Origin of the sequence: Spirillospora sp. NPDC048911, from assembly GCF_043198015.1 — a bacterium.
Lineage (GTDB): Bacteria > Actinomycetota > Actinomycetes > Streptosporangiales > Streptosporangiaceae > Spirillospora.
Map to the genome: position 1 here is coordinate 369978 of NZ_JBICUD010000011.1, position 24727 is coordinate 394704.

Sequence of the window (24727 nt, forward strand, 5' to 3'; positions counted from 1 at the left end):
CGTCATGTTCACTACTGCTGTACGCTCGGGACCGGAAGGAGGCCGCCGATGAACGTTCCGCCCGTCGGCGCGCGCATCCGGGAGGAGCGGCGCAAGCGCGGCCTGTCCCTGCGCGCCCTGGCGCGCGCCGTCGGCGTGTCCGCGAGCCTGATCTCGCAGATCGAGACGGGCAAGAGCCAGCCGTCGGTGAGCACGTTGTACGCGATCACCCAGGCGCTGGAGATCTCCGTCGAGGACGTCTTCGACGCGGCCGAGGTGTCCCCCGCCGTCGTCGTGCCCGTTCCCCCTGCGGGAGCGGTGGCCGAGGCACTCCGCCCGGCGGTCCCGGACACAGGGCCGGGCACGGGGCCGCTCGTGCGGCCGGGCGAGCGCGAGGTGCTGGAGCTGGAGTCAGGCGTCACCTGGGAGCGGCTCGGCCACGTACCCGGCACGGACGTGGACTTCCTGCTCGTCACCTACGCGCCGGGCGGATCGTCCTCGGGCACCGGAAAGCTCATGCGGCACGGGGGCGTCGAGCACGGCTACCTGATCGAGGGCGAGCTGACGCTGACGCTCGGCTTCGACACCCATCGCCTGGAGCCGGGCGACGCGGTGTCCTTCCCCTCGGTCACACCGCATCGCTACCGCAATGAGGGGGACGTCCCGGCCGTGGGCGTCTGGTTCGTCCACGAGACCGAGACCGCCTGGCCACGTTGAGGAGAAGACCCATGCACGTCGGCTGGATCGGCACGGGACGCATGGGCACGGCCATGGCCGAGCGGCTGGCCGGCGCCGAGGTGGACCTGACCGTCTGGAACCGTACGGCCGCCAAGGCCGAGCCCTTGCGCGAGCACGGTGCCGCAGTGGCACAAACGCTGGACGACCTGCGCGGCAAAGACGTCGTGTTCACGATGGTTTCTGACGACACGGCTCTCCACGACGTCCTCCTAGGCGAAAACGGCCTTCTCTCCGCGTCCCGAGTACCGAGCGTGATCGTCGACTGCTCGACGGTCTCCCCCGAGGCGTCGGCGTCGGTCCGCCGGCAATGCGCCGAACGCGGGGCCGAGTTCCTCGCGGCCCCGGTCAGCGGGAACCCCGTGGCCGTCCGCGCGGGAGGGCTGGCCCTCGTCGTCTCCGGACGGCGGGACGCCTACGACGAGGTGGCGCCCCTGCTCGCCCGGCTGGGCAGGTCGGTGTCGTACGCGGGCGAAGGCGACGTCGCCCGCCTCGTGAAGATCGCCCACAACCTCCTGCTGGGCGTGCTGACCCAGACGCTGGCGGAGATCACCGTGCTGGCCGAAAAGGGCGGCGTCCCCCGGCACGCCCTTCTGGAATTCATCAACAACAGCGTTCTGGGCTCGACGTTCACCCGCTACAAGACCAACGCGTTCGTCAACCTGGACTACACGCCCACGTTCACGCCGCCGCTCCTGCAGAAGGACTTCGACCTCGGCCTGTCCGCCGCCCGAGACCTTGAGTCGCCTACGCCCGTGGTGGAACTGACAGCCGAAATCATCCGGACGATGGTGGAGTCAGGCCGCCTCGACGAGGATTTCGCGATCCTTCTCGATCTGCAGGCGAAAGCAGCCGGCCTGGAACTCACACCAGAGAACGTCGACCCCGACGCCTAACCCGTCGACGCGGCCCCGAGGTACACGGTCTGGGCAGCCCCATAGCCCCAGGACGAGTATCCGGCGAGGATACGGATCTGGACCCTGCCATCGCCGCCGAGGTCTCCGGTCTGCGACGAAGACATGCGAGTGGCCTTTCGGTCGGGGGGCGTGCGAGTGGCCCTGAAGGCCGCCATCACCACGCATCGCACACAAACAACTACCAAGAGTAGGCATGTCGTCGCAAGGGCCACCAGGCCACGACTCGGGTTGACCTCGGCGAGAGCCCCCTTCCGAATCCGTGGTGTGGCTGTTGACTTTCCAATCAAGCGGGCGTAAACAAAGATAAATCAACATGAGGCGGAGGGAAACAACATGCGCGCTGTGGAGCGGCGGGGCGGGCCCGGTCGAGCCCGGACGGTTCCGGCGTGATCGTGACCCTGACGCTGAATCCCAGCCTCGACCGGACCGTCGAGGTGGACGCGCTGACGCGCGGCGCCGTGATCCGGACCCGGTCGGCGCGGCTGGATCCCGGCGGCAAGGGCGTGAACGTCTCGCGGGCGCTGCTGGCCAACGGGGTGCCCTCCGCGGCGGTGCTCCCGGTCGGTGGCCCTGATGGCGACCAGCTGCACCGGATGTTGCTGGCCGAGGGGCTGACCGTGCACGCGGTGCCGGTGGCCGGGCGTACGCGATCGAACGTGACCATCGCCGAGCCCGGTGGTGTGGTCACCAAGCTGAACGAGCCGGGCGGGCCGCTGGCGCACGCCGAGCTGGACGCGGTCGCCGAGGTCGTGGTGACCGAGGCCGAACGGGCCAGCTGGGTCGTCGCCTGCGGCAGCCTTCCGCCCGGTGTGCCGGAGGGCCTGTACGCCGAGCTCTGCAAGACCTTCGCTCCCGAGGGCATCCGGGTGGCCGTCGACACCAGCGGGCCCGCCCTGATGGCGGCCGTCGGCGCCGGGCCCGACCTGATCAAGCCGAACCGGGAGGAGCTGGCCGAGGCGGTCGGGCGCCCGCTCGACCGGCTCTCGGACGTCGTCGAGGCGGCGGCGAAGCTGCGCGCGCTCGGCGCCAGGGCCGTGCTGGTCAGCCTGGGCGCCGACGGCGCGGTGCTCGTCGACGACGACGGCATCACCTGTGGCACGGCTCCGGTGGCCCATCCGAAGGGCACGGTGGGCGCGGGCGACGCCCTGCTCGCCGGTTTCCTCTCGGCCGGGGCGCGGGGGCCGCGCGCGCTGGCCGAGGGCCTGGCCTGGGGGGCCGCCGCCGTCCGGCTGCCCGCCAGCCGCATGCCCGGCCCCTCCGACATCGACCGCGACGACGTACGACTCCACCGGCCGGATCCGGATATGCCCCTCGCCTAGTTCGTGTCCCACCCCCCGATCGACAGGAGGCCGTGATGGCCACTGCGTACACCCCCAAAGTCACCGGTGACGGCGTACGGGCGCGCGTCCAGCGCGTGGGCGGCTACCTGGCGGGCATGGTGATGCCCAACATCGGCGCGTTCATCGCCTGGGGCCTGATCACCGCGCTGTTCATCCCGACCGGCTGGACTCCGAACAAGGAGCTCGGCGAGCTGGTCGACCCCATGATCAAGTTCCTGCTGCCGATGCTGATCGGCTACACCGGCGGCCGGATGGTGCACGGGCAGCGCGGCGCCGTGGTCGGCGCCGTCGCCACCATGGGCGTGGTCGTCGGCGCCGAGCAGCCGATGTTCCTCGGTGCGATGATCATGGGCCCGCTGGCGGCCTACCTGCTGAAGCTCTTCGACGGGCTGGTCGAGGACCGCATCCGGCCCGGCTTCGAGATGCTGGTGGACAACTTCTCCGCGGGCATCATCGGCGCCGGCATGGCGGTCGTCGGCAAGCTGACCATCGGCCCGGTCGTCCGGACGCTCACCAACTCCGCCGGGGACGCGGTGGAGTGGCTGGTCGACAACGACGTCCTCCCCCTCGCCTCGGTCCTCATCGAACCGGCCAAGGTCCTCTTCCTCAACAACGCCATCAACCACGGCGTGCTCAGCCCGCTGGGCGTCCAGCAGGCCGCCGAGCACGGCAAGTCGATCCTGTTCACCCTGGAGTCCAACCCCGGCCCCGGGCTCGGCGTCCTGCTCGCCTACTTCTTCTTCGGACCGCGCAAGCTGCGCCCCACCGCGCCCGCCGCCATGATCATCCACTTCTTCGGCGGCATCCACGAGATCTACTTCCCGTACATCCTGATGAAGCCCAGGATGATCCTGGCCGCCATCGCCGGCGGCGCCACCGGAGTGGCCATCTTCCTGGCGTTCGACACCGGCCTGGTCGCCACGCCCGCGCCCGGCAGCATCTTCGCCTACCTCGCCCAGACCCCCAAGGGCGTCAGCAACTGGATCGGCATCTACACCGGGGTGTTCGCCTCGATCGCCGTGTCCTTCGGCGTCGGCGCGGCCCTGCTCGGTTTCGGCAGGCTCGCCGAACCGGCCGAGGACGGCGACGCGTCCGCCACCGAGACCGAGGACGCCGGCGACGGCCGGGACACGGAAGGCCCGGACACAGAAGGCCCGGACACCGGCGACGGCAAGGCCGAACCCGCCGCGCAGCCGACCGCCTCCTAGCCGCACCCCCCCCATTGGAGATCCGATCATGGCGACCAGCATCAACGGCAAGGACATCAAGAAGCTCGTCATCGCCTGCGACGCGGGCATGGGCAGCAGCGTCATGCTCGCCGGCCAGCTGCGCAAGGCGCTGAAGAAGGAGCCGGTCACGGTGGAGCACACCCCCGTCGACTCCATCCCGGGCGACGCCGACGTGGTGGTCTGCCACGCCGGGCTGGCTCAGCGGGCCCGGCGCGGGGCGCCGGACACCGTCGTCGTCGCGTTCGACGTCTACATCGGCGATCCGGCGGTCAACAAGGTGATCGCCGCCATCAAGGAGGGCGGCGATCTCAGTGGCTGAGCCCACCATCGAGCCCACCATCGAGCCCGCCGCCGAACCTGCCGCCGCGCCCGCCGCGCTGCTCGACCCGCGCGCCGTCCGCCTGGACGCGGTGGCCGCCGACCGCGACGACGCCATCCGCCAATGCGGCCGCCTCCTCGCCGAGGTCGGCGCCGTCACCGACGCGTACATCGAGAGCATGCTGGACCGGGAACGGTCGATCTCCACCCATCTCGGCGAGGGCGTGGCCATCCCGCACGGCACCGCGGCCGGCAAGGACTCGGTACGGCGCGACGCGCTCGCCGTCGTGAAGTTCCCCGGCGGCGTCGACTGGGGCGGCCACCCCGTCACCCTCGCGATCGCCATCGCCGCCCGCGGCGACGGGCACATGGCGATCCTCGCCGAGCTCGCCCAGATCCTGCTGGACCCCGAGAAGGCCCGGGGCCTGCGCGAGGCCGGCACCGCGGACGAGGTCGTCCGCCTCCTGCAACCGACAGAAGAGGAATCCGCACTGTGAAGGTCGCTCGTTTCTACGCTCCCGGTGACATCCGCCTGGAGGACTCCGCCGAGCCTGAGCCGGGTCCCGGCGAGCTCAAGCTCCGCGTCCGCAACTGCTCGACCTGCGGCACCGACGTCAAGATCTCGCGCTTCGGGCATCACCACATCGCGCCGCCGCGCGTGATGGGCCACGAGATCGCCGGCGAGGTGGTCGCCGGGGACGTGCCGGGCTGGGAGCCGGGCGACCGGGTCCAGGTCATCGCCGCGATCCCCTGCGGCGAGTGCCCGGAATGCCGGCGCGGCCGGATGACCGTGTGCGCGCGGCAGGAGTCGATGGGCTACCACTACGACGGCGCGTTCGCCGAGTACATGATCGTGCCCGCCAAGGTCCTCGCGGTGGACGGGGTGAACCGGATCCCCGGCAACGTCTCGTTCGCCGAGGCGTCCGTCGCCGAGCCGCTGGCCTGCGTGCTGAACGGCCAGGAGCTCGCGGACGTCCGCGACGGCGACGACGTCGTGGTCTTCGGCTCGGGCCCGGTCGGCTGCCTGCACGTCCGGGTGGCGCGGGCCCGCGGCGCCGCCCGGGTGTTCCTGATCGACGTCAACCAGGACCGGCTCGACCAGGCCGCCGCCCTCGTCAAGCCCGACGCGGCGATCTGGGCCACCGAGGACACCGACGTCGTCGAGGCCGTCCACGACCTCACCGAGGGCCGCGGCGTCGACGTCGCCATCACCGCCGCCGCGTCCGGCGCCGCGCAGCTCACGGCGATGGAGATGGCCGCGCCGGGCGCCCGGATCAGCTTCTTCGGCGGGCTGCCCAAGGACGATCCGATCATCGCGTGCGACTCCAACCGGGTGCACTACCGCGAGCTGACCCTGGTCGGCGCCAACGGCTCCAGCCCGGCCCACAACGCCCGCGCCCTGGAGATGATCGGCAGCGGCCGCGTCCCCGTCGAGGACCTCATCACCCACCGGCTGCCGCTCACCGCCGTGCACGACGCCCTGGACCTCGTCGCCCGCGGCGAGGCGATCAAAGTGACCATCGAGCCCTGACGGAGGAACCCGTGCTTGAACGAACCGTCACCATCGCCTCGGCCCAGGGCCTGCACGCCCGGCCGGCCAAGATCTTCGTCGAGGCCGCCGCGCGGCAGCCCGTCCCCGTGTTCATCGGCGTCGGCGACCGCGCGCCCGTCCCCGCCGCCAGCATGCTCGGCGTGCTGGCCCTCGGGGCCGTCCAGGGCACCGAGGTCGTCCTGAGCGCCGAAGGCGACCAGGCCGGCACCGCCCTGGACGAGCTCGCCGCGCTGCTCGCCCGGGACCTGGACGCGGACTGACCCCGCCCCCGGCAGAATGGACCCACACGATGGGACGGGTGGAGATGTACGCCGAAGAACGGCAGCAGGCGATCCTCGGGCAGGCCCGCGCCAACGGACGCGTCGACGTGGTCGCCCTGGCCGAGGAGTTCGGCGTGACCACCGAGACGATCCGCCGCGACCTGACCGTGCTGGAGCGCGCCGGGACGGTCCGGCGCGTCCACGGCGGGGCGATCCCGGTCGAGCGCCTGGGTTTCGAGCCCGCCCTCGCGGCCCGCGACGCCGTCCTCACCGAGGAGAAGGAGCGGATCGCCAAGGCGGCGCTGAACGAGCTGCCCGCCGACGGCTCGGTCATCATCGACGCCGGGACGACCACCGCCCGCCTCGTCCAGCTGCTGCCCACCGACCGCGAGCTCACCGTCATCGTCAACTCGCCGCCGCACGCCACCACGCTGGCCACCCGCGCCAACCTGAACGTCATCATGCTCGGCGGCCGGGTCCGCGGCCGCACCCTCGCCACCGTCGACGACTGGGTGCTGCGGCCGCTCGCCGACCTGTGGGTGGACGTGGCGTTCATGGCCACCAACGGCTGCTCGGCCGCGCACGGCATGACCACCTCCGACCAGGCCGAGGCCGCCGTCAAACGCGCCATGATCGCCTCGTCCCGCCGCCGGATCCTGCTCGCCGACCACACCAAGATCGGCAACGACTACCTGGTGAGGTTCGGCGCGCTCACCGACATCGACGTCCTCATCACCGACACCGGCCTTGACACCGAGCTGGCCGCCGAACTGGCCGCCGCCGGCCCCGAAGTAATCCGCGCCTGAACGACTTCACGCTGACGTCTGAATCTCTCGGGCGACGCAGGCATTCATACGCCGGGTGTAGGCGACATAAGTCTTGCCCTTGGCCGTGACGACGAGAGGATGGAACACGCCTGGATCCAGGCCGGCCATCCGGGACTCAATGATCTCTTCGTAGACCTGAGCGGACACGATCAGCGCGAGATCGAGCTCCGGAGCATCTCTGAGTTCGCGACGGAGCTCGTCCGAGTCCAGCAGCCGGGAGACGACGATGGGGGCATGGCCGGCGGGGCCGAAGATCCCCTCCACCAGCGTCCCGTGGTGGATGGCGAGCCGGACCCGAAGGCGCTGCTCGGGAGGCCGCTCCAGATTGATCTCCGTGAGGACGTCATTCAGCTCGCGCGGGTAGTCGGCGACCAGCCGCAGACCATCGACATCCGCCGGCAGGACGGCCAGTTCCCCATCTCCGGCAGGCTGCCTCCACCAGGCGCCGCGGTCGAGATCGCTTCGCTCGCAGGCGGTGTGGAGGGCATGCGCGAGTTCGATTTGCGCGCGCACCTGGTCCAGCACGCACAGGCGGCTGAACCCCTCGATATCGACGGCAAGAAGAAAGTGATAGGTGAGCCGGGCACGGCCGGATCCGGCCGATGGCTCCAGGAAGGTGGACGCGACGACTCTGCCTGTTCCATCCGACTGCACGGCTCATCACCTCAGGAACACTTGGCGCGATTGACCTTGAGATTTACCGCCCGAAGGGCACGGTGTCACGCGGCTCGACCTGCGTGAACCATGATCACTCGACCCCGTGAGCGGCCCTTAGGTTTGCGTCACAATACCTACTATCGATGTTCACCCCGTGCGACCATCACGTTCCAGGCTAATCAAGGATCTGCCGCCGGTAAACGATCAGATTACGAACGGCTTGGGTAGCCAGGTACGGCGAAGGTACGCGGAAGGTACGGCCATGGCCGAGAAAATGACGAGCGTACGACCGGCCTATGAGCGATGCCTTCGAGAACTTCGCCAGGACATTGGCTGCACACCCGAACGCCTTATGGAATGTCCAGAACTATGGTCGGCCCTGCAGAAACGTGTGACTCGTGGGCATCAGCACAACACCGTGGACACTTGCGTCGAAGAGCTGAAGAGAGTCGTCGGATCCCTCAGTGACCCCAAGTACAGGGACGCGCTACTGGTCGCGCTCCGGCTCGACACCAGGCATATGGCGAGGCTGGTCAGACTACGCCGGAGCAGTTACAACGAGGCATTGCGGCGATCAACCGATCCGGACATCCGAAGCCTCCACGTGGACAGCCTTCGCACGCTGGAACGCAGAGAGAACGAAGGCATAAGGCTGGTCGCGCAACTACTGGCCGAGTACGCCTCGGTGTCACTGATCGACGAGGCCCCTGGTCCGTGCACTCTTGCCACGGAGGGCATCGCTTTCGTGTGCCGGTTCTCAGCGAGCGGCTCGCTCACGAGCAACAAGGTGACCCGCTGGGTGAGAGCACCGGCACCAGGAGCCGATGATCAGGTTTCGATCGCCCATCAGTACTACAGCGAAAGCCGGACCGGGATCCTCACCCTCCGCGATCTCGTCGGCTGCAAAGTCGTCGAGGTGAAAGAGTCGACCAGCGGATGCCTGCTCGCGACCCTCGCGATACTGAGGCACCTCAGACCGGAGGACGGTCTATATTCCTTCAGTTATGAAGTTGCCGTAAAAAGCGAAAACCGCTGCGATCCCGTGTTCAGGTGGCAAGCGCGAGGAGAAACGACGACTCGCGCCGAGTTCCATTTCATCTTCGACGCCGGCATGGCACCCACCGTGGCATGGTGGTTCTCCTCTCCAAATTCCATGGGAGGTCAAATGGAACCGAACCCCGACGAGGAACGTCACCTCGACATTTTAGACGACAGGAACTATTTGTGTAAAATCTTCGAGGGAGGACCCCTGCAGAACAACATCTTCTATGGCGTCGGCTGGAAGTGGCCTACTTAAAGAGGGCCAATTCGGCCGCATCATCGAAATGCAGACAGCCACGATATGCGCTGGCCGCATGTCGTGGCTGCTGCTGTATTTATATTATTCGTTGCCCAAAATCTGTCCTCTCTCCAAGGTGCCCGCACGCCGCGACTACTCGATGCGAGCCCAGGGCACGGAGGGGCCGTGCAGCCATAACCGTCAAGGTTGGACAAATGGGGCATGCAGGTGGCGCTACGGACAGAGTACCGATAAACACCCACCGTCACATTTGCCCCTTAGGCACCATAGCGGGCTCCAGATGACACCGTCAAACTAGGTCATCCTCCATTTTGGCGACCAAGATGGAGCGGGATCGGCGCGGGCACGGGTGCGGCCCGGCGGCCCTGGACCTGCGGGCGGGGCCCACCCAGAAGAATTGAGTGGGCCATGAATGCTCATAGGAGCGAGTCCGTCAGAAACTGAATACCAAACTAATTGACGGTCGACGGTAACTGCTCGACTACCGACCGATCATACTTGCGGTGTTACGATACCCCGGTGACCGAACCTGATTCGAGAAAGCGCACCGCCGAAACCAAGCGCAGACGAACACGGGCCGCGTTGCTCATTGCCGCACGTGCTTTGTTCTCCGAACGCGGCTGGCATGGCACGAAATTGGAAGAGGTGGCACGGCTGGCAGGTGTCAGCCCGGCCACCGCATATAACCATTTCAAGAACAAACAGACCCTGCTCGGCCACGTGTACGCGCCTTTGATCAGACGCCGTAGCGCGGCCGTGACCAGCGACGTCAATCGTGGTGAAGATCCGATCCTGGCGATCCACCGGCACTTCTATGAGCTGGCGGATCTGGCGCGGCGGCGACGTACTCTGACAGAGTCTCTCGTGATCGCGACGCAGGAACATGACCGGAGAGTGGCCGACGCGCCACCGCCTGGTCCAGAGCATGGGGCGAGCGGGGAGGACATACAAGGGCTCGTGCCGCTGTCAGGACTCCTCACCACTTTGATCGAGTACGGTCAGAGACACAAACTCTTTCTGGCTGATCTCTCCGCCGCGGATTCGGCCGCTTACTATACGAACGCGCTGCTGACCCGCTCGCTCTCCTTCCCGAACGAGTCGGCGCACGAGACCGCTCTGACCATGCTGCGGCAGTTGATGGACACGTCGGCAGCCAGGGCGGACGGTGCGCGGGAAGCCGAGCGGATACCCGGCGCGCACGGTCTGCCGCCGGTCGATGATCTTTCGCGCGTCCTCAGCCGGTTGATGGGTCAAGACCCCGATCCCGACCGGCACCTCCTGGCCAACAGCCGTCTGACCAGGGAGTATTTGCGGATCGGTCTGGAGATTGCCGCGAGTGAGTTCAGCGAGGTCACCACGGCCGCGGACGGCGGTCGTGCTCTCGAACCGGTTCTCGACGACCACGGAGAGCTCCTCTCGCGGCGGACGATCGAGGAAGGCCGGGACCGCGGGCTCCCGCAGGCGAACCAGCTGACGTTCTCCGCCAGATGGCCCGACAAGACCGACTTTCTCGTGGATCTGCTGGCTTATTCATTGTGGGTGCGATTCTGGCAGCCGCAGTCAAGGCGGAGCGCGGCGGCTCTCGTATCGAACACCAAAGATCCCGTCGACGTCGCCCGGGAACTCAGCCGGCACGAACTGAACAACTCTCTGGCCAATCCCGCCAGGTCGACATATCTGCTCGCCATGGCATGTGCACCGCGCTTTCCTGAACTGGAAAAGGCGAGGGAGAACATCTTTCAGTCCGTCCGCGCGGAGTGGATTCCCATCTATGACGAGATACTTTCGATCAACGACTTGGAACTGCGTCCCGGCGTCGATGTCGAAGAACTGGTCGAGATATTTTCCATGATGGCGGAGTCCGCGGCTCTCCGCATCCATTCGGGTTCTCGCGACTATGAACATCAGCACAATCTCCTGCACAAGGGTGCGCTCGCCGTATTGCTCACTTTCATCGACCCCGGCGATCAGCTGAGCGTCGAGGAACTGGCACGTCAGTTCATTCAGACGCCGGGTGACGGAGCTCAATAGCGTCGCCCGGGCCGTGCTCTGAGGGGCGTGGTCCGCTGAGTGGAACTATGGTCGACCCGGGTTCGGGGGCCATCGCAAGCTGCCTCTCGTGCGAACGCCGACGACACTGAAGCGCTACGAGTCGTTCTGCCTCGCCGATCCGGACTTCTTCGACGCGCCGGAGCGGATGGCGGACGAGGGCAGCCGCTTTCCCCAAGCCGACCAGCCCGCGCCGGAGGGCTGGACCCGCGGCGAAGCCGGCTTGTGGATCGTGCTGGCGGCCAGTGGCCGGTACCCCGAGCAGGGGTGGCGGATCGACGTCTCCAGCGCGCCGCCCACCGCCGCCGAGACCGTCGAACGGGTCTGGGACTACTGCGCCGACGCCGGGATCGGGTTCCGGTTCCTGCGGAGCGAGGCGGCCGTCCGGACGTGGAACGCCGACGCCGCCGACCGGCTGCGCAGTGGTGTGCTGGCACGGCTCTATCCCGTGACCGATGCCGAGCTGGACGCGGCTCTCCGGGAGCTCTCCGGGCGGCTCGCGGGCGTCGCGGGGCCTGCCCCGCTGGGTGCCAGGCGAGTGGGCCCGCTGTATGTTCGCTACGACTCCGACCTGACCTGCGCGGACGCCGACGGGGAACCGGTGCGGGCCTTCCGCCATCACACCGGGCACCTGGAGCCCGCACCGCGCCGCGCGGTGTTCACGGTGCCGGACTGGGTGAGCGTGCCCGAGGCGGTGCGGCCGCATCTGACGCAGCCCAAGATCCGGTTCCCGTATCGGATCGACGAGGTCCTCAACGTTTCCAACGGCGGCGGCACGTACCGGTCTGGTCAATGGGTGCTGCGCGAGGCCCGGCCTCACGCCGGGCTCGACGAGCAGGGCGTCGACGCGGTCGAGCGGCTCGTTCGGCACCGCCGCACGCTGGAACGGCTCGAAGGTTTGGACTGCGTTCCCAAGCTGATCGGCTGCCGTGATGTCTGGGAGCACCGTTATCTGATCGAGGAGTACGTCGCCGGGACGAGCCTCTTCCATGAGGTGCTCGCTCGTCATCCCCTCGGGCATGAAGGTGTTCCGGAGGTGCGGCTCCGGGCGTACGCCGAGTGGGCGGTCGAGGTCTCGGCGCAGGTCGGGCGGGCGCTGGACGCGATCGCCGGCCGCGGCGTCCAGCTGACCGAACTGCACCCCAAGAACGTCATCCTGCGGCCCGGCGGCGTCACGCTCGTCGGCCTCGAACACACCGGCCCCGGCGGATCTCCCGCCTTCTCGGTGCCACCTGGGCATCGGGAGGGCGGGCACCACTACCTGCTCGCCTGCCTGCGGCTCTGGATGTTCCTGCCGATCAACCCGCCGGCCCCCGGCAAGCTGCCCACGCTGGCGGCGGTGATCGACGACGAGTTCCCGGTGCGACCCGGGTTCGGGGCCGGGCTGGTGCGTGCGCTGGGCGGAGACGGGGGCCGGGACGAGGCCGCCGCGATGCTGGAACGGTCGAGCTGGCCTGAGCTGCGGGACTCGCTGGTGGCGGGCCTCCACGCGGACGCCACGCCCGGCCGCCCCGACCGGCTCTTTCCCGGGAGCCCCGGGCCCTGGGGCATCGGCGGGCACGCGTTCGACCACGGCGCCGCCGGAGTGCTGCACGCGCTCCACCTGGTCGGCGCCGAGGTCCCGGATATCTACGTGGACTGGCTGGTCAGCGCGGCACGGCGTGATCCGCGTCCCCGCCCAGGGCTGTACGACGGGCTGCACGGGGTGGCCGCGGTGCTGGCGGAGCTTGGGCGTAGGGACTGCGCGCTGGAGATGCTCGCCCGCGCCGATCAGACCGAGGAAGATCTCCCTGAAGGCTTGGCCAGCGGTCTGTCCGGGATCGCGCTGAACTGGCTGCATTTCGCCGAGCTGACCGGCGACGGCTCGTACCTCGACCGCGCGACGCGCGCCGGGCACCGGCTGGGCAGCTCGCCCGGTGAGCCTGGCCTGTTCACCGGATCCAGCGGGCCGGCCCTGCTGTTCGTGCGTCTGTACGAGACGACCGGCGACCCGTTCTGGCTGGCCCAGGCAGAGTCTGCGCTCAGGCAGGAGCTCAGCCGGTGCCGGTCCGACTCGGACGGCGCGCTGCTCCTCTTCAACGGCAAGCAGAACCTGCCGTATGTCCGGGACGGAAGCGCTGGAATCGCACTCGTCCTGCACCGTTACCTCCAGCACCGTCCGTCCGCTGCCGAGGGTGCCGCGCTGGACGGCATCCGGCGGGCCTGCGCACCGGCCTTCGTCCGGCTCCCCGGCCTGTTCGACGGCCGCGCCGGGTTCGTGACCACGCTGATGGGCCTCGGCTCGGCGGCGGACGAGCGGGCCGCCCGGTCCCAGGTGCGGCGGCTGGCCGTGCACGCCCGGCTCCACGGCGGGCGGCTCGCGTTCCCCGGCACCGGCCTGCTGCGCCTTTCCCTGGATCTCGCCACCGGTTCGGCCGGGATCCTCCTCGCGCTCCGGTGCGCGTTCGAGCGGGGGCCCTCCGGGCTCCTGCACGTGGACGCGCCCGGTCATCACCGCGTCGCGAGAGGAGGTGACACGCATGGACGAGATCTACGAGCTCCAGGAGCTGGAGACCGAGAGCCAGGAAGAGGCCTGGCCGTGTAACAACAGCCACAACTCGAGCTGGCTGGGCGCTTCCTGACAAGAACCGGCGAAGCCCAGCCGTGTGAGCGGATTTCTCCCACGGCACGGCCCAGCCGCGCTTGAAAGAGCCGGCCGGCCGTCCTTCTCCGGACGGCCGGCCGGCCCCATCCGACATGGCACTGGAGACCCGTGTGCTCGCTCAGACCTTCCTGATGGTGGATCCGGTCTTCGTCGATCTGCTGGCCAATGTGGACGACGCCGCCGACCGCTTTCCGGTGGCGACGCGGCCGCTGCCGCACGGCTGGCAGCGCTCGCTGGACGGCGGCTGGGTCTACCTGCGCCCGCCAGGCGTCCGGCTGCCTGAGCAAGGTTGGAAGGTACACGTCTCGGTAGCTCGTGACGAGGCCGAAGAGACAGTCGAGACGGTGGCGGACTACTGCCTGCGGCACCGGGTCGCGGCGAAGTTCCTGCGCAGCGATCGCATCGTGCACATCGTCAACGGCAAGCAGGCCGCGCGTACCTCCAGTGGCAAGCTCATCACGCTCTATCCGGTGGACGACGCGCAACTCCGCCAGGTGCTGGACGACCTTTCCATCGCGCTCGCCGACCGCCGGGGGCCGCGCGTGCTCAGCGATCTCCGCTGGGGCGAGAGCCCCCTCTACCTGCGCTATGGCGGCTTCCAGGAGCACTACTGCCTGTCTCCCGAAGGGGAGCACGTCCTCGCGATCCGGGATCCTGACGGCCGCCTGGTCCAGGATCGGCGGGGCCCGGTCTTCAGGGTGCCGTCCTGGGTGCGCGTCCCCGACTTCGTCGCGGCGGGAAAGACCTCTGCAGACACCACCGGCTTCCCTTACCGCGTGGAGAAGGCCCTGCACTTCTCCAACGGCGGCGGGATCTACCGCGCGGTCGACCGCGCGTCCGGGGAGACGGTCGTCCTCCGCGAGGCCCGCCCGCACGCGGGGCTGGACGAGGAGGGCGCCGACGCGGTCGCCCGGCTCGGCCGCGAACGCGCGATGCTGGAACGTGCCGCCGGCCTCGGGATCGCGCCGAGGGTCCTCGGCGGCGGAGTCTGGGCCGAACACCATTTCCTGGCCACGGAGTTCATCGACGGGGAGCGGCTCGCCGACGCCGTGGCGGCCCGCAACCCGCTGCTGCGCGCCGGGGCCGATCCGGAGCGGCGCGCCGCGTACACGTCGTGGGCGCTCGGTGTGCTGGACGGCGTGGCCGCCGCGCTGGCGAAGCTGCACGGCCGGGGAGTCGTGTTCGGTGACCTCCAGCCGGGCAACATCCTGCTCCGTCCCGGCGGCGACGTCGTCCTGGTGGACTTCGAGACGGCCTTCGACATGGCCGAGGACCACCGGCCCGGCCTGGCCACCCCGGGCTTCGCGGCGAGCTGGGCGAGGACCGGGATCGCGATCGACCAGTACGCCCTGAACTGCCTGCGGCTGTCGATGTTCGTCCCGCTCACGCCGCTGATGGGCCTGTCCCCCGGCAAGGCGGGCGAGCTCATCGACCTCGCGGCGGAGTCCTTCCCGCTGCCGCCGGGCTTCGCCGACCGCCTGCGCCACCGGCTCAAGCGGCCGTCCTCGACCACCGGCGGCCGACGCCCTTCCTCGGCCGCGGCCACCGGCTGCGATCGTCCCGGTGACGCGTCCGGGCTCGGTGACGCGTCCTGGCTCGGCGCGCTGCGGGACGCGATCGTCTGCGCCGCGACACCCGAGCGGCGCGACCGGCTGTTCCCCGGCGACTTCCGGCAGTTCGACCGGCAGGGCACCACCCTGGCGTTCGGCGCGGCCGGCGTGCTCCACGCGCTGCACGCCACCGGACTGAGCGATCATGCCGAGTTCCCCGAGCATGTGGCCTGGCTGATCCGCGAGAGCGCGCGGCTCCGCTGGCCGCGCCCCGGGCTGTACGACGGGCTGGCGGGCGTGGCCTGCGTTCTCGACGACCTCGGGTACGGGCGGGACGCGCGTGACCTGCTCGACCGGGTCCTGACGCTTCCCGCCGGCGGTCCCGGCCTGTTCGGCGGGCTCTCCGGGGTGGGTCTCGCGCTGCTGCGTTTCGGCGAGACCGGACGTGCGGCCGAGATCGCCGACCGGCTGCTCGCGCTGCCCGCCGCAGGCGTACGGCCTGGCCTCATGCACGGATGGTCCGGTGCCGCGCTGCTGTTCGTCCGCCTCTTCGAGACGACGGGTGCGCCGGATCATCTGACCGCAGCGGAGACCCTGCTGGCACGGGACGACGACTCCCCCATGGCGGGCCTCGACCTGGAGAGCGGCACCGCGGGGCGCGCCCTCGCCCTGCACGAGTACCTGGCCCATCGGGATCACCCGCGGTTCGCGCGGGCCCGCGACCGGCTGCTCGGCGATCTGGAGGTCGAGCTGACGCCCGCCGCCGGGCTGCTCAATGGCCGGGCCGGCCTGCTGGCCTGCGCGACCCGGCTGAACGGCGACCCGCGGATCCTGGACCTGCACCTGCGGCGCTTCGCCGTCCACGAGGCCCCCTATCACGGGCACCGTGCGTTCGCGGGAGCCGTGCCCCAGCGCTTGTCCATGGACCTCGGCACCGGAACGGCCGGTGTCCTCCTCGCGGCGCACGCGGCGATCGAGGGCGTGCCCTGCCCGCTGCCGCTGATCGGCGGGAGGCCGGGATGAGCGGCCTGTGGCGCAACCGGGACTTCCAGCTGCTGTGCGCCGGCCAGGGACTGTCGCAGCTCGGCTCCCAGACCTCGTCCGTCGCGATCCCGCTGCTCGTCCTGCGCGAGACGGGATCGCCGCTGGCGGTCGGGGTGGTGGAGGCCGTGTGGACGACGGTGCAGGTCGCCGCGTTCGTGCCCGCCGGGGTCATCGTCGACCGGTACGACCGGCGCGCCATCATGGTGAGCTGCGACCTCGGCCGGCTGGCCGCCACCGTCGCGCTGGCCGCGGCGCTCCTCACCGGTTCCGCCTCGCTCACGCTCTTCCTGCTCTACTGCACGGTCCTCGGGCTGCTCGGCGCCCCGTTCACGGCGGCCGGGCCCGCGGCGCTGCGGGAGATCGTCCCCGGGGACGGGATGGTCGCGGCCGTGTCGGTGCTCCAGGCGCGCAGCCAGGTGACCTACATCCTCGGGCCGATGTTCGGCGGCCTCCTCTACATGGTGTCGCCGAGCCTGCCGCTGTGGTTCGACGTCTTCTCCTTCGCGATGTCGGCGCTGAGCATCATGGCGTTGCGCACCTCGCTCCGGGTGACGGCGACGGCCACGGCCCCGACGCTGGCGGAGGCGCAGGCGGAGGCCACCGGGCGGCGGCGCGGCATGGCCGGCGACCTCGCCACCGCCGCGAGGTTCCTGCGGTCCGCCCGCTACCTGCGGCGCCAGATCCTGATCGCGGCACTGCTGAAGCTGGCCTTCGACGGGCTCATGCTGGCCATCATCATCGTCGCGTCGCTGCGGTCGGCGTCCGGCCTGTCGATCGGCGTGATCATCGGGCTGACCTCGGTCGGCTCGCTGGCGGGCTCGCTGCTGGCGCCCCGGCTGAACGGGCGCTTCGCGGTCCGGCCCATGGTGATCGTCGCGACGCTGACCTGCGCCTGCCTCGTCCCGGCGATGGCCCTGACCGGCGACGGCCTGGTGCTGGCGGCCCTGCTCGCGGCGTGCTCGGTGCTGGTGACCGCCGCGAGCGTGCTGCTGGCGGCGCAGCAGGTCCTGATGACCCCCGCCGAACTGCAGGGCCGGGTGCACAGCGCCGCCAACCTCGTGAACTTCGCCTTCGCGCCGGCCGGCACGGTGCTGGCGGGCTGGATGCTCGGCGTGCTGCCGCACGCGGGGGTCTTCCTCGTCTTCGGCGCCTTCCTGTGGGCCGTGGCGCTGGCCGACCTCGTGATCCCCGCCGCGCCCCCGCCCGCCGCCCCGCCGCCGGAGACGCGCGAGCCGACCGGGCTCGCCACGACCTGACCACCCTTCCGGAAGGATCTTCGATGGACACCTCGACCGGCCCCGACGACGTCGTCTGGGACATCACCTACACGTGCCCGCTGCGCTGCACGCACTGCTACTCCGAGTCCGGCCGCCGCCCGTCCCGGCAGCTGCGCCACGAGGACATGCTCCGCGTCACCGACGCGATCATCTCGCTGCGGCCGAAGATGGTCTCGCTCGCGGGCGGCGAGCCGCTGACCGTGCGCGGCATCTTCGAGATCGCCGACCGGATCTCGCGGGCCGGCATCGCGGTGGTCGTCTACACCGGCGGCTGGACCCTCAAGCAGGAGATGCTGGACGAGCGGATCGACGCGCTGCGCGGCATCGCCGTCAGCCTGGACGGGGCCACGGCGGAGACCCACGACCGCATCCGCGGCCGTGCCCGCTCGTTCGACCGCGCCCTCAACGCGCTGAGCCTCCTGGACCGTGCCGCGGAAGAACGGGCGGCGCGCGGCGGGAAGCCGATCAAGTTCGGGCTGGAGACGGTCGTGGTACGCAGCAACTTCGACCATCTCCCGGAGATCTGCGCGACCATCGCGCCGCGCTTCCCCCGGCTGAGCCTGATCACGTTCGGCGCGTGCGTGCCCACCGGCCTGGCCACCCGCGCTGGATTCGCCGAGCACGAGCTGCTCACCGACGAGCAGGCCGCACGGCTCGCCGATCCCGCGTTCGCCCGGTGGCTCCAGTCGAAGGCGCCCGCGTCGGTGGACGTGTCGACGACCGACAACCACCTGGAGATGCTGCACCCCGACCACGTCCGCGACGGGATCGCCCCGCTGACCCTGGTGGTCGAGCCGGACGGGGAGGTCCGGGGCATGCCGACCTACGAGGGCACGGTGGGAAACCTGCTGGACGAGCCGGCGCACGTGCTCTGGGAACGCTCGGTGGCCCGGTGGACCGACCCGTTCGTGACCGAGACCCTCCAGCCCGTGCGGACCATGGCGGAGTGGGCCGTCGCGACCCGGCGCATCGACTACCACTTCGGCTCCGCCGAGACGCGCGACCGGATCGACCGCCGGCCGGCCTTCACCGGATGAACGCGCAGAGGAGCACCGCCATGACGAGCCACAAAGCAGAACTCCTCGCCGTCGAGACGTCCGAGGCCGGGCGGCTCAACGGCAAGGGCGTCGTCTCACCCGGGCGGGCCCCCGCCCCCCGGGAGCCCGCACCGCGCCCGGACGCCCGGCCTGCGCCGGCGGCGGCGCCGTCGACGCGCCTCGGGCTGGAGGACTGGTTCGGGCCGCACGGGCTCGACGACTTCGCCGACAACGTCCTCGGCCACCGGCCGCTGTGCACGGGCCCGCGTCCGGACCTCGCGGCGCGGCTCGCCGACGCGTTCGGCCTCCACTCGGCGGAGGACGTTCTCGCCCTCCGCGACGCGGAGATGTACGCCTGGTTTCCCACGCTCGACGGCGGGACGACCAGCGCGCCCATCGCCGGCCGGACCGCGCCCCAGTTCTACGCGGGCGGTACGACGATCTACGTCAGGAACATCGCCGCCTTCGCCGGACACGAACGCGAGATGGCGGCCGCGTTCGACATCCCGCGCAGCAGCGTGCACGCCCAGCTGTACTGCAACCGGCCCGGCGCCGTCACCACCATGCACTTCGACCCGTCGAGCGTCATCACGGTCCAGCTCTCCGGCCGGAAGACCTGGCGCCTGGCCCCCAACCACTTCGCGCCGAGCCCGCTCGACGGATGGGCGCCCGGCAAACCCGTCCATCCCGGCCTCCGCGCGTACACCCGCGACGTGCCGCCCGCCGAGATGCCCGCCGACGCGGTCACCTACGAGCTGGAGCCCGGGGCCGTCCTGCACGTTCCCCACGGCTACTGGCACGAGACGATCTCCGACCAGAACTCGCTGTCGGTGCACTTCATCATCCACACGCCCGCGCGCATCCAGGCCATGCTGGCCGTCCTGCGGAACGAGCTCATGCGCGACGAGCGCTGGCGCCGCCCGGCCCGCCGCTTCGACGCGCCGGACTCGGCCGAGCGGCTCGCCGGCGACTATGCCGCCCTCCGCGACCTGGTGTCCCGGCTCGACCCGCGCGACGTCGTCCGTGCCCCCGTCCCGGCGAGCCCGGCCGAGGACGGAGCCCCCTTCGTCCGCTGCGGCCAGGCGGCCCTCGGTGTGGACGAGATCGACGGGCCTGCGGCACAGGTGACGATCACCGCCTACGGATTCGGCGACACCGAGACCACCAGCCTCAAGGTCGGTGCCGAGCTTCTCCCGGCCTGCCGCTGGATCGGCGACCTGCCCATCGGGACCGCGTTCGCCCCGTCCGACCTGCCCGGCCTCTCCACTCCCGACGCGCGGTCGCTCCTGCCCCTCCTGGAACGCGCCCGCCTGATCCGCCGCGCCGCCGGCCACGAGGCGATCGAGGCCTGAGCGGAACCGTCCCCCGGCCTGCCGCCGCGGTGATCGTCGAGCGGCGGCGGCGTGCGGCAGGCCGGGGGCGGTCAGTGCTCCGTTGTGCCCGCGAGCGGCGCCAGCACGCGTCCGGCGCCCGGGATGCGGGCCAGGTTGGCGCTGATCTTGTCGGCGGTGTCCCGGACGGCACCGGCCAGCTCCGGCAGCCGGCGCGCCTCCAGGACCACCACCCCGATCGCCGACACCACCGCTCCGCCCGGCGCGTGCACCGGCGCGGCGACGCAGGCCACCGGCAGCTCGGTCGCCTGCAGGTCGAAGGCGACCCCCTGATCGCGCGCCTGCCGGACGCGCCGGATCCACTCGGCCCGGGACGAGCCGGGCGGGACGGTGACCATGGGCCGGGCGGCGGTGATGACCGCCTCGGTGGCGGTTCCGGGCGGCAGCACCAGCCCGGGACGCAACGAGATCAGCTCATCGGCCCGCCCGAGCATCCCGGCCACGACCAGCGCGTCCGCGGCGTCCATGACCGCCAGGCAGACGCTGTCGCCGGTCGCGGCCGCCAGCCGCCGTACCGGCGCGGTGGCGGCCGAACGCAGCACGGGCGCCGGATCCCACGCCTGCCCCAGCGCGAACGCCCGCGCCCCCACCCGGTAGCGGCCACCGGGGCCCCGGTGCACCATTCCCAGGCCGGCCAGCTGATCCAGCAGCCGGTGCACCGACGCCTTGGGCACCCCGGTGGCGGCCGCCAGTTCGGTCAGGCCCGCCTCACCGCAGCGGGCCACCTGCTGCAACACCGCGAAGGCGCCCTGCAGCACTCCCCGGCCGCCCCCGGAACCCGCCGGTCCGGCGCCGGAGCCGCCGCGGACCTCATCACCACGAGAGCCGTGGCGCCAATGACCGTCACCTCTGAACGCGTGCGGCGGTTTCACCGGCCGACCTCCTGTCACAACGGGGGCCGGCGGCTGCGCGAGCCCTGGAGAACAGTGCCATCGCGGCCAGTCGGAGGACATCCGGGAAATTGCGTACTTTGCCCCTTATGAAAGAAGGACCGGCCACCCCTAGGTTCGCCTGACGATTGACGCCGGCCAGATTTGGCAGAGTCCGATATACCCAAACTCCGCGGCGCCTGGAACGTGCCGACCTCGGTGTCGGCACCTCCCGTGCCACGCCGGACCCGACCTCGCATCCATTTGTTCGGCATATTCTCGGGCGGCCGTGCTGCGTTTCGTCGGCTGCGGCGATCTCTCGCCAATGATTGACGAAGACGCAAGCTCATTAGCAGCGATCCGGCCACCCACGCAATGGCCAATAAAGGTCAGCGATGACCAAACATGGCCAGCTCACGTTGCGGAATCTGCCACATTAAAGTGCTACCGCTGGCCGCGGGCGAGTTCGGCCAGGATCTGGTCGAGCGCGGCGGCCTGCGCCGGGCGGGCGGTCGGCAAGGGCGAGCGACCGTCGAGGGCAGCGCCGCTCTGGCGGGGTGGGAAAGATCGCGGAAGTATCGGATGATCTCTAAGGAGAAGATCAACAACTTGGATACGTGAAGGAAGTCCCCGCCATGCACCCTGCCCCCAGCCTTCACCGCCGAGGGCTCCTCCTCGGCGCCGCCGCGGTGGGCGGCGGCGCCGTCCTCGGCGCGCTGCCGCTCACCCCCCGTACGGCGCAGGCCTCGTCCGGCTTCCGCGTCTACACCCGCGCGAACTGGGAGGCGCGGCCGCCGAAGGCCGTCGCCACCGTGCTCCCCACGGCTCCCGACCACATCGTCGTGCACCACACCGCCTCGGAGAACTCCACGGACTACTCGCTGAAGCACGCGTTCGTCCTGTCCCGGGCCATCCAGAACTTCCACATGGACGGCAACGGCTGGGACGACACCGGCCAGCAGCTCACCATCAGCCGCGGCGGTTTCCTCATGGAGGGACGCAACCGCAGCCTGGAGGCCATCGCCACCCGCCGGCACGTGCGGGGCGCCCAGACCCTCGGGCACAACGACCACACCATCGGCATCGAGAACGAGGGCACGTACCTGACCGAGGTGCCCACCAAGCGCCTGTGGTGGAAGCTCGCGGCGACCTGCGCCTGGCTCTGCGAGACCTACGACCTCGACCCGTACGAGGCCATCGTGGGCCACCGCGACTACGTCGCCACGGCCTGCCCCGGCGACCGGCTCTACGCGATGCTCCCGGCCCTGCGCGAGGCGGTCGCGGGCATCATGGACGTCGCGTCCCCCCGCCGCGAGCTCCGCCCGCTCCGCCAGGGCACCTTCCCCGTGCCCGGCACACGCTTCGACCACGGCCCCGCCGCCGCTCCAGGCGAGCGCTGAGTTCAGTCCCGGCGAAGGACGAGACGGAACGTACAGCCCTGTCCTGAACCGGTGTCGAGCTCCAGCCGGCCCCTGTGGTGGTGCGCGATCGCGGCGGCGATGGCCAGTCCGAGGCCGCTGCCGCCGTGGTCGCGCGCCCGCGCCGGATCGGGGAGGGGCTGGTACGGCCGGCGCGGTCCGTCCCGTGGCGGGCGCCGGCCTTCGCCGTGCCGATCCGGACATGGATCGGCGTGCGGGGAGGCGTGTGGGTCAGGGCGTTGGAGACGAGGTTCGCCACGACCTGCCGGAGCCGGTGCGGGTCGCCGGTGGCCTCGACCAGCTCCAGCTCCGCGGCGTCGCCGGTCAGGGGCCCGAGGTCGATCGCATGGCCGCGACGGCGGACGGCGGCGGTGCTGATGGCGGCGGCGGACAGCAGGTCGACGTCCTCCCTGCGGTACGCGGGTTCCTCGTCCAGCTTGGCGAGCAGGAGGAGGTCGTTGACCAGCATGCTCATGCGCTCGGCGTTCTGCCGGATCAGGCGGTTCGCCTCGCGCCGGTCATGATCGGGCAGTTCGCGGTGCCGCAGGGAGAGCTCGGCGAAGCCCTGGATGGACGTGAGCGGCGTGCGGAGTTCGTGTCCCGCGTCCGCGACGAACCGGCGGAGCCGCGCCTCGGACGACTGGCGTTCGAGGAGCGCGCCCTGCAGCCGTTCGAGCATGGTGTTGAGCACGCCGCCCAGGCGGCCGATCTCGGTCCGCGGATCGGTGTCGCCGAGCCGCGGGTCCAGGCTGCCGGCGCTGATGCGTTCGGCGGTGCCCTCCATCCGGGTCAGGGGCAGCAGGCCCAGCCGGACGACCCAGCGGCCGACCATCACCAGCCCGGCCAGGGTGACCGCGAGGATGACCGCGTTCAGCCACAGGAGCTTGGACATCGCGCCGTCGACGGTGTCCAGCGACCCCGGGCAGTTCGGCGGCGAGCCGGCGCGCCACCTGCAAGGTCCCGTCCGTGCTGGCGTTGTCGGCGACGGTGACGCGCCAGGGAAAGGGCGAAGACGGATCGACTGTCCGGGCGGCGCCGGAGATCAACGGGGAGCGAGCAGGGAAATGGCCGAGAATCCCAGGCAGGCGGTCAGGAGGACTCGCGGACGATCAGGTCGGCGGGCAGGACGGTCGGCTCGGCGAAGCGGCCCGGCCCCAGCAGCCGCTGGACGATCGCCTCGGCGACCGCGGCCACCGGCGTGCGCACCGAGGTCAGCGGCGGGTCGGTGTAGCGGGCCTCCTCGATGTCGTCGAAGCCGACCACCGCGACGTCGTCGGGGACGCGGCGGCCCATGCGGCGCAGGGTGTGCAGGGCCCCGATCGCCATCAGGTCGGTCGCGGCGAACACCGCGTCCAGGTCGGGCCCGTCCAGCAGCAGCTGGCGCATCGCGGCGGCGCCCGACTCGCGGGTGAAGTCGCCCATGGCGACGAGCGAACGGCGGTCGGCGGCCGACAGCACGTCGCGGTAGCCGGCCAGCCGGTCGCGGCCGGCGGGCATGTCGGGCGGCCCCGCGATGGCGGCGACGCGCCACCGGCCGCGGTCCAGCAGGTGGCGCGCGGCGGCGCGGGCCCCGCCGACGTTGTCGCAGTCGCAGTACGGGAGGCTGACGGTGGCGACCGGACGCCCGTACGAGACCACCGGCACGTGGGAACGGGCGAGCGCGGCGGGCAGCGGGTCCGCGCCGTGAGTCGACAGCAGGATCACTCCGTCGACGTGGCCGCCCGCGACATACCGTTCGATCCGGGCATAGGCGGCCGGTGAGGACGCCAGCATGAGGACGACCTGTTTGCCGGCGCGCTCCAGCTCCCGGCCCACCGCCCGGACGAGCACCGAGAAGAGCGGATCTTCGGCGGCGGGCGGCTCGGAGACCACGAGACCGATCGAGTCGGTGCGCCGGGTCACCAGGCTGCGCGCCGCCGAGTTGGGCACGTACCCGAGTTCGTCCACCGCGCGCAGCACCGCGTCGCGGATCTGGGCGTGCACCGTCTCCGAGCCGTTGACCACCCGTGACGCCGTCGCCCGGGAGACTCCGGCGCGCGCGGCCACGGCCTCCAGCGTGGGTCGTCTCATGACCGGGGCTTCCGTTGAGAGCGCTCTCCTGAACGGCCATTCTCGGAGGCAATGACGCGAGAACGATTTCCGATGTCCGCATGTGGCCGACGCTCGATGCGCCGAACGTCACTGGGCTGCGGTTCTTCGCGCTGGACAAGGCCGTCCACGAGCCGACTGGTCTAGACAGGAGAGCGCTCTCCCGATTTCTTGACAGAAGGTCACCGGCGGATGACATTGACGCGCAGGCGCCTCTCGCACCACCCCTGCTCCCCCTGCGGAAGG

22 protein-coding genes and 1 pseudogene are annotated in these 24727 nt (G+C 70.6%); 18 read left to right on the forward strand and 5 right to left on the reverse strand.

The window, feature by feature from the left end; translation table 11 throughout:
* The first annotated feature begins 48 nt into the window (after nt 1-48).
* From ACGFNU_RS40900 to ACGFNU_RS40940, 9 genes are all read left to right on the forward strand, one after another.
* Entirely contained in the window at nt 49-696 is a 648-nt protein-coding gene (locus tag ACGFNU_RS40900) for a helix-turn-helix domain-containing protein (protein WP_392601995.1), read from the forward strand.
* Nucleotides 697-707: 11 nt separating this feature from the next.
* Nucleotides 708-1610: an NAD(P)-dependent oxidoreductase gene (locus tag ACGFNU_RS40905; RefSeq protein ID WP_392601996.1), complete on the forward strand. Its 903-nt coding sequence runs from the start codon at nt 708-710 to the stop codon at nt 1608-1610.
* 407 nt (nt 1611-2017) lie between these two features.
* Entirely contained in the window at nt 2018-2950 is a 933-nt protein-coding gene (gene pfkB, locus ACGFNU_RS40910; protein ID WP_392601997.1) for a 1-phosphofructokinase, read from the forward strand.
* A 35-nt stretch (nt 2951-2985) separates the two neighbouring features.
* Nucleotides 2986-4179: a mannitol-specific PTS transporter subunit IIC gene (mtlA, locus tag ACGFNU_RS40915; RefSeq protein WP_392601998.1), complete on the forward strand. Its 1194-nt coding sequence runs from the start codon at nt 2986-2988 to the stop codon at nt 4177-4179.
* A 28-nt stretch (nt 4180-4207) separates the two neighbouring features.
* A complete protein-coding gene (locus ACGFNU_RS40920; RefSeq protein WP_392601999.1) occupies nt 4208-4519 on the forward strand; it encodes a PTS lactose transporter subunit IIB in 312 nt (103 codons plus the stop codon).
* Nucleotides 4512-5015 (forward strand): PTS sugar transporter subunit IIA, encoded by a 504-nt coding sequence (locus tag ACGFNU_RS40925; RefSeq protein WP_392602000.1) that lies wholly within the window; start codon nt 4512-4514, stop codon nt 5013-5015. Before ACGFNU_RS40920 ends, ACGFNU_RS40925 begins: the two co-directional genes overlap by 8 nt.
* Nucleotides 5012-6049 (forward strand): zinc-dependent dehydrogenase, encoded by a 1038-nt coding sequence (locus ACGFNU_RS40930; protein ID WP_392602001.1) that lies wholly within the window; start codon nt 5012-5014, stop codon nt 6047-6049. Before ACGFNU_RS40925 ends, ACGFNU_RS40930 begins: the two co-directional genes overlap by 4 nt.
* 11 nt (nt 6050-6060) lie before the next feature.
* A complete protein-coding gene (locus tag ACGFNU_RS40935; protein WP_392602002.1) occupies nt 6061-6330 on the forward strand; it encodes an HPr family phosphocarrier protein in 270 nt (89 codons plus the stop codon).
* A 44-nt stretch (nt 6331-6374) separates the two neighbouring features.
* On the forward strand, nt 6375-7136 hold the full coding sequence (locus tag ACGFNU_RS40940; RefSeq protein WP_392602073.1) for a DeoR/GlpR family DNA-binding transcription regulator: 762 nt from the start codon (nt 6375-6377) through the stop codon (nt 7134-7136).
* A 6-nt stretch (nt 7137-7142) separates the two neighbouring features.
* Here ACGFNU_RS40940 and ACGFNU_RS40945 read toward each other — a convergent pair whose 3' ends face one another.
* On the reverse strand, nt 7143-7811 hold the full coding sequence (locus tag ACGFNU_RS40945; protein WP_392602003.1) for a hypothetical protein: 669 nt from the start codon (nt 7809-7811) through the stop codon (nt 7143-7145).
* Nucleotides 7812-8232: 421 nt separating this feature from the next.
* Between ACGFNU_RS40945 and ACGFNU_RS40950 the strand changes: the two genes are divergently transcribed.
* The 7 genes from ACGFNU_RS40950 (at nt 8233) to ACGFNU_RS40980 (ending at nt 20067) form a co-directional block, all read left to right on the forward strand.
* A complete protein-coding gene (locus ACGFNU_RS40950; RefSeq protein WP_392602004.1) occupies nt 8233-9111 on the forward strand; it encodes a hypothetical protein in 879 nt (292 codons plus the stop codon).
* A 522-nt stretch (nt 9112-9633) separates the two neighbouring features.
* A complete protein-coding gene (locus ACGFNU_RS40955; RefSeq protein ID WP_392602005.1) occupies nt 9634-11145 on the forward strand; it encodes a TetR/AcrR family transcriptional regulator in 1512 nt (503 codons plus the stop codon).
* A gap of 88 nt (nt 11146-11233) precedes the next feature.
* The gene (gene lanKC, locus ACGFNU_RS40960) at nt 11234-13747 is read left to right on the forward strand and encodes a class III lanthionine synthetase LanKC (RefSeq protein WP_392602006.1); all 2514 of its coding nucleotides are present in this window, start codon (nt 11234-11236) and stop codon (nt 13745-13747) included.
* Between the two features lie 170 nt (nt 13748-13917).
* Entirely contained in the window at nt 13918-16380 is a 2463-nt protein-coding gene (gene lanKC / locus ACGFNU_RS40965; protein ID WP_392602007.1) for a class III lanthionine synthetase LanKC, read from the forward strand.
* On the forward strand, nt 16377-17657 hold the full coding sequence (locus tag ACGFNU_RS40970) for an MFS transporter (RefSeq protein ID WP_392602008.1): 1281 nt from the start codon (nt 16377-16379) through the stop codon (nt 17655-17657). The genes lanKC (ACGFNU_RS40965) and ACGFNU_RS40970 overlap by 4 nt, the downstream gene beginning before the upstream one ends.
* A gap of 23 nt (nt 17658-17680) precedes the next feature.
* On the forward strand, nt 17681-18715 hold the full coding sequence (locus ACGFNU_RS40975) for a radical SAM protein (protein WP_392602009.1): 1035 nt from the start codon (nt 17681-17683) through the stop codon (nt 18713-18715).
* A 20-nt stretch (nt 18716-18735) separates the two neighbouring features.
* Entirely contained in the window at nt 18736-20067 is a 1332-nt protein-coding gene (locus ACGFNU_RS40980; RefSeq protein ID WP_392602010.1) for a JmjC domain-containing protein, read from the forward strand.
* Between the two features lie 71 nt (nt 20068-20138).
* On the opposite strand, the gene ACGFNU_RS40985 is transcribed toward ACGFNU_RS40980, so the two are convergent.
* The gene (locus ACGFNU_RS40985) at nt 20139-20978 is read right to left on the reverse strand and encodes an IclR family transcriptional regulator (protein ID WP_392602011.1); all 840 of its coding nucleotides are present in this window, start codon (nt 20976-20978) and stop codon (nt 20139-20141) included.
* Between the two features lie 402 nt (nt 20979-21380).
* Between ACGFNU_RS40985 and ACGFNU_RS40990 the strand changes: the two genes are divergently transcribed.
* On the forward strand, nt 21381-21596 hold the full coding sequence (locus tag ACGFNU_RS40990; protein ID WP_392602012.1) for a hypothetical protein: 216 nt from the start codon (nt 21381-21383) through the stop codon (nt 21594-21596).
* Nucleotides 21597-21610: 14 nt separating this feature from the next.
* The gene (locus ACGFNU_RS40995; RefSeq protein ID WP_392602074.1) at nt 21611-22375 is read left to right on the forward strand and encodes a peptidoglycan recognition family protein; all 765 of its coding nucleotides are present in this window, start codon (nt 21611-21613) and stop codon (nt 22373-22375) included.
* Between the two features lie 2 nt (nt 22376-22377).
* Here ACGFNU_RS40995 and ACGFNU_RS41000 read toward each other — a convergent pair whose 3' ends face one another.
* The 3 genes and pseudogenes from ACGFNU_RS41000 to ACGFNU_RS41010 form a co-directional block, all read right to left on the reverse strand.
* A complete protein-coding gene (locus ACGFNU_RS41000; RefSeq protein ID WP_392602075.1) occupies nt 22378-22482 on the reverse strand; it encodes a hypothetical protein in 105 nt (34 codons plus the stop codon).
* 347 nt (nt 22483-22829) lie between these two features.
* A pseudogene (locus ACGFNU_RS41005) lies at nt 22830-23285 on the reverse strand (histidine kinase dimerization/phospho-acceptor domain-containing protein); the annotation flags it as partial.
* Between the two features lie 197 nt (nt 23286-23482).
* On the reverse strand, nt 23483-24463 hold the full coding sequence (locus ACGFNU_RS41010) for a LacI family DNA-binding transcriptional regulator (RefSeq protein ID WP_392602013.1): 981 nt from the start codon (nt 24461-24463) through the stop codon (nt 23483-23485).
* Nucleotides 24464-24727: the final 264 nt, after the last annotated feature.

Excerpts from the sequence above, each read along its gene's own strand:
- ACGFNU_RS40900 (WP_392601995.1), top strand. The coding sequence starts at position 49 with ATGAACGTTCCGCCCGTCGGCGCGCGCATCCGGGAGGAGCGGCGCAAG.
- ACGFNU_RS40905 (WP_392601996.1), top strand. The coding sequence starts at position 708 with ATGCACGTCGGCTGGATCGGCACGGGACGCATGGGCACGGCCATGGCC.
- mtlA (WP_392601998.1), top strand. The coding sequence starts at position 2,986 with ATGGCCACTGCGTACACCCCCAAAGTCACCGGTGACGGCGTACGGGCG.
- ACGFNU_RS40920 (WP_392601999.1), top strand. The coding sequence starts at position 4,208 with ATGGCGACCAGCATCAACGGCAAGGACATCAAGAAGCTCGTCATCGCC.
- ACGFNU_RS40940 (WP_392602073.1), top strand. The coding sequence starts at position 6,375 with ATGTACGCCGAAGAACGGCAGCAGGCGATCCTCGGGCAGGCCCGCGCC.
- ACGFNU_RS40970 (WP_392602008.1), top strand. The coding sequence starts at position 16,377 with ATGAGCGGCCTGTGGCGCAACCGGGACTTCCAGCTGCTGTGCGCCGGC.
- ACGFNU_RS40975 (WP_392602009.1), top strand. The coding sequence starts at position 17,681 with ATGGACACCTCGACCGGCCCCGACGACGTCGTCTGGGACATCACCTAC.
- ACGFNU_RS40980 (WP_392602010.1), top strand. The coding sequence starts at position 18,736 with ATGACGAGCCACAAAGCAGAACTCCTCGCCGTCGAGACGTCCGAGGCC.
- ACGFNU_RS40990 (WP_392602012.1), top strand. The coding sequence starts at position 21,381 with ATGGCCAGCTCACGTTGCGGAATCTGCCACATTAAAGTGCTACCGCTG.
- ACGFNU_RS40995 (WP_392602074.1), top strand. The coding sequence starts at position 21,611 with ATGCACCCTGCCCCCAGCCTTCACCGCCGAGGGCTCCTCCTCGGCGCC.
- ACGFNU_RS41010 (WP_392602013.1), bottom strand. The coding sequence starts at position 24,463 with ATGAGACGACCCACGCTGGAGGCCGTGGCCGCGCGCGCCGGAGTCTCC.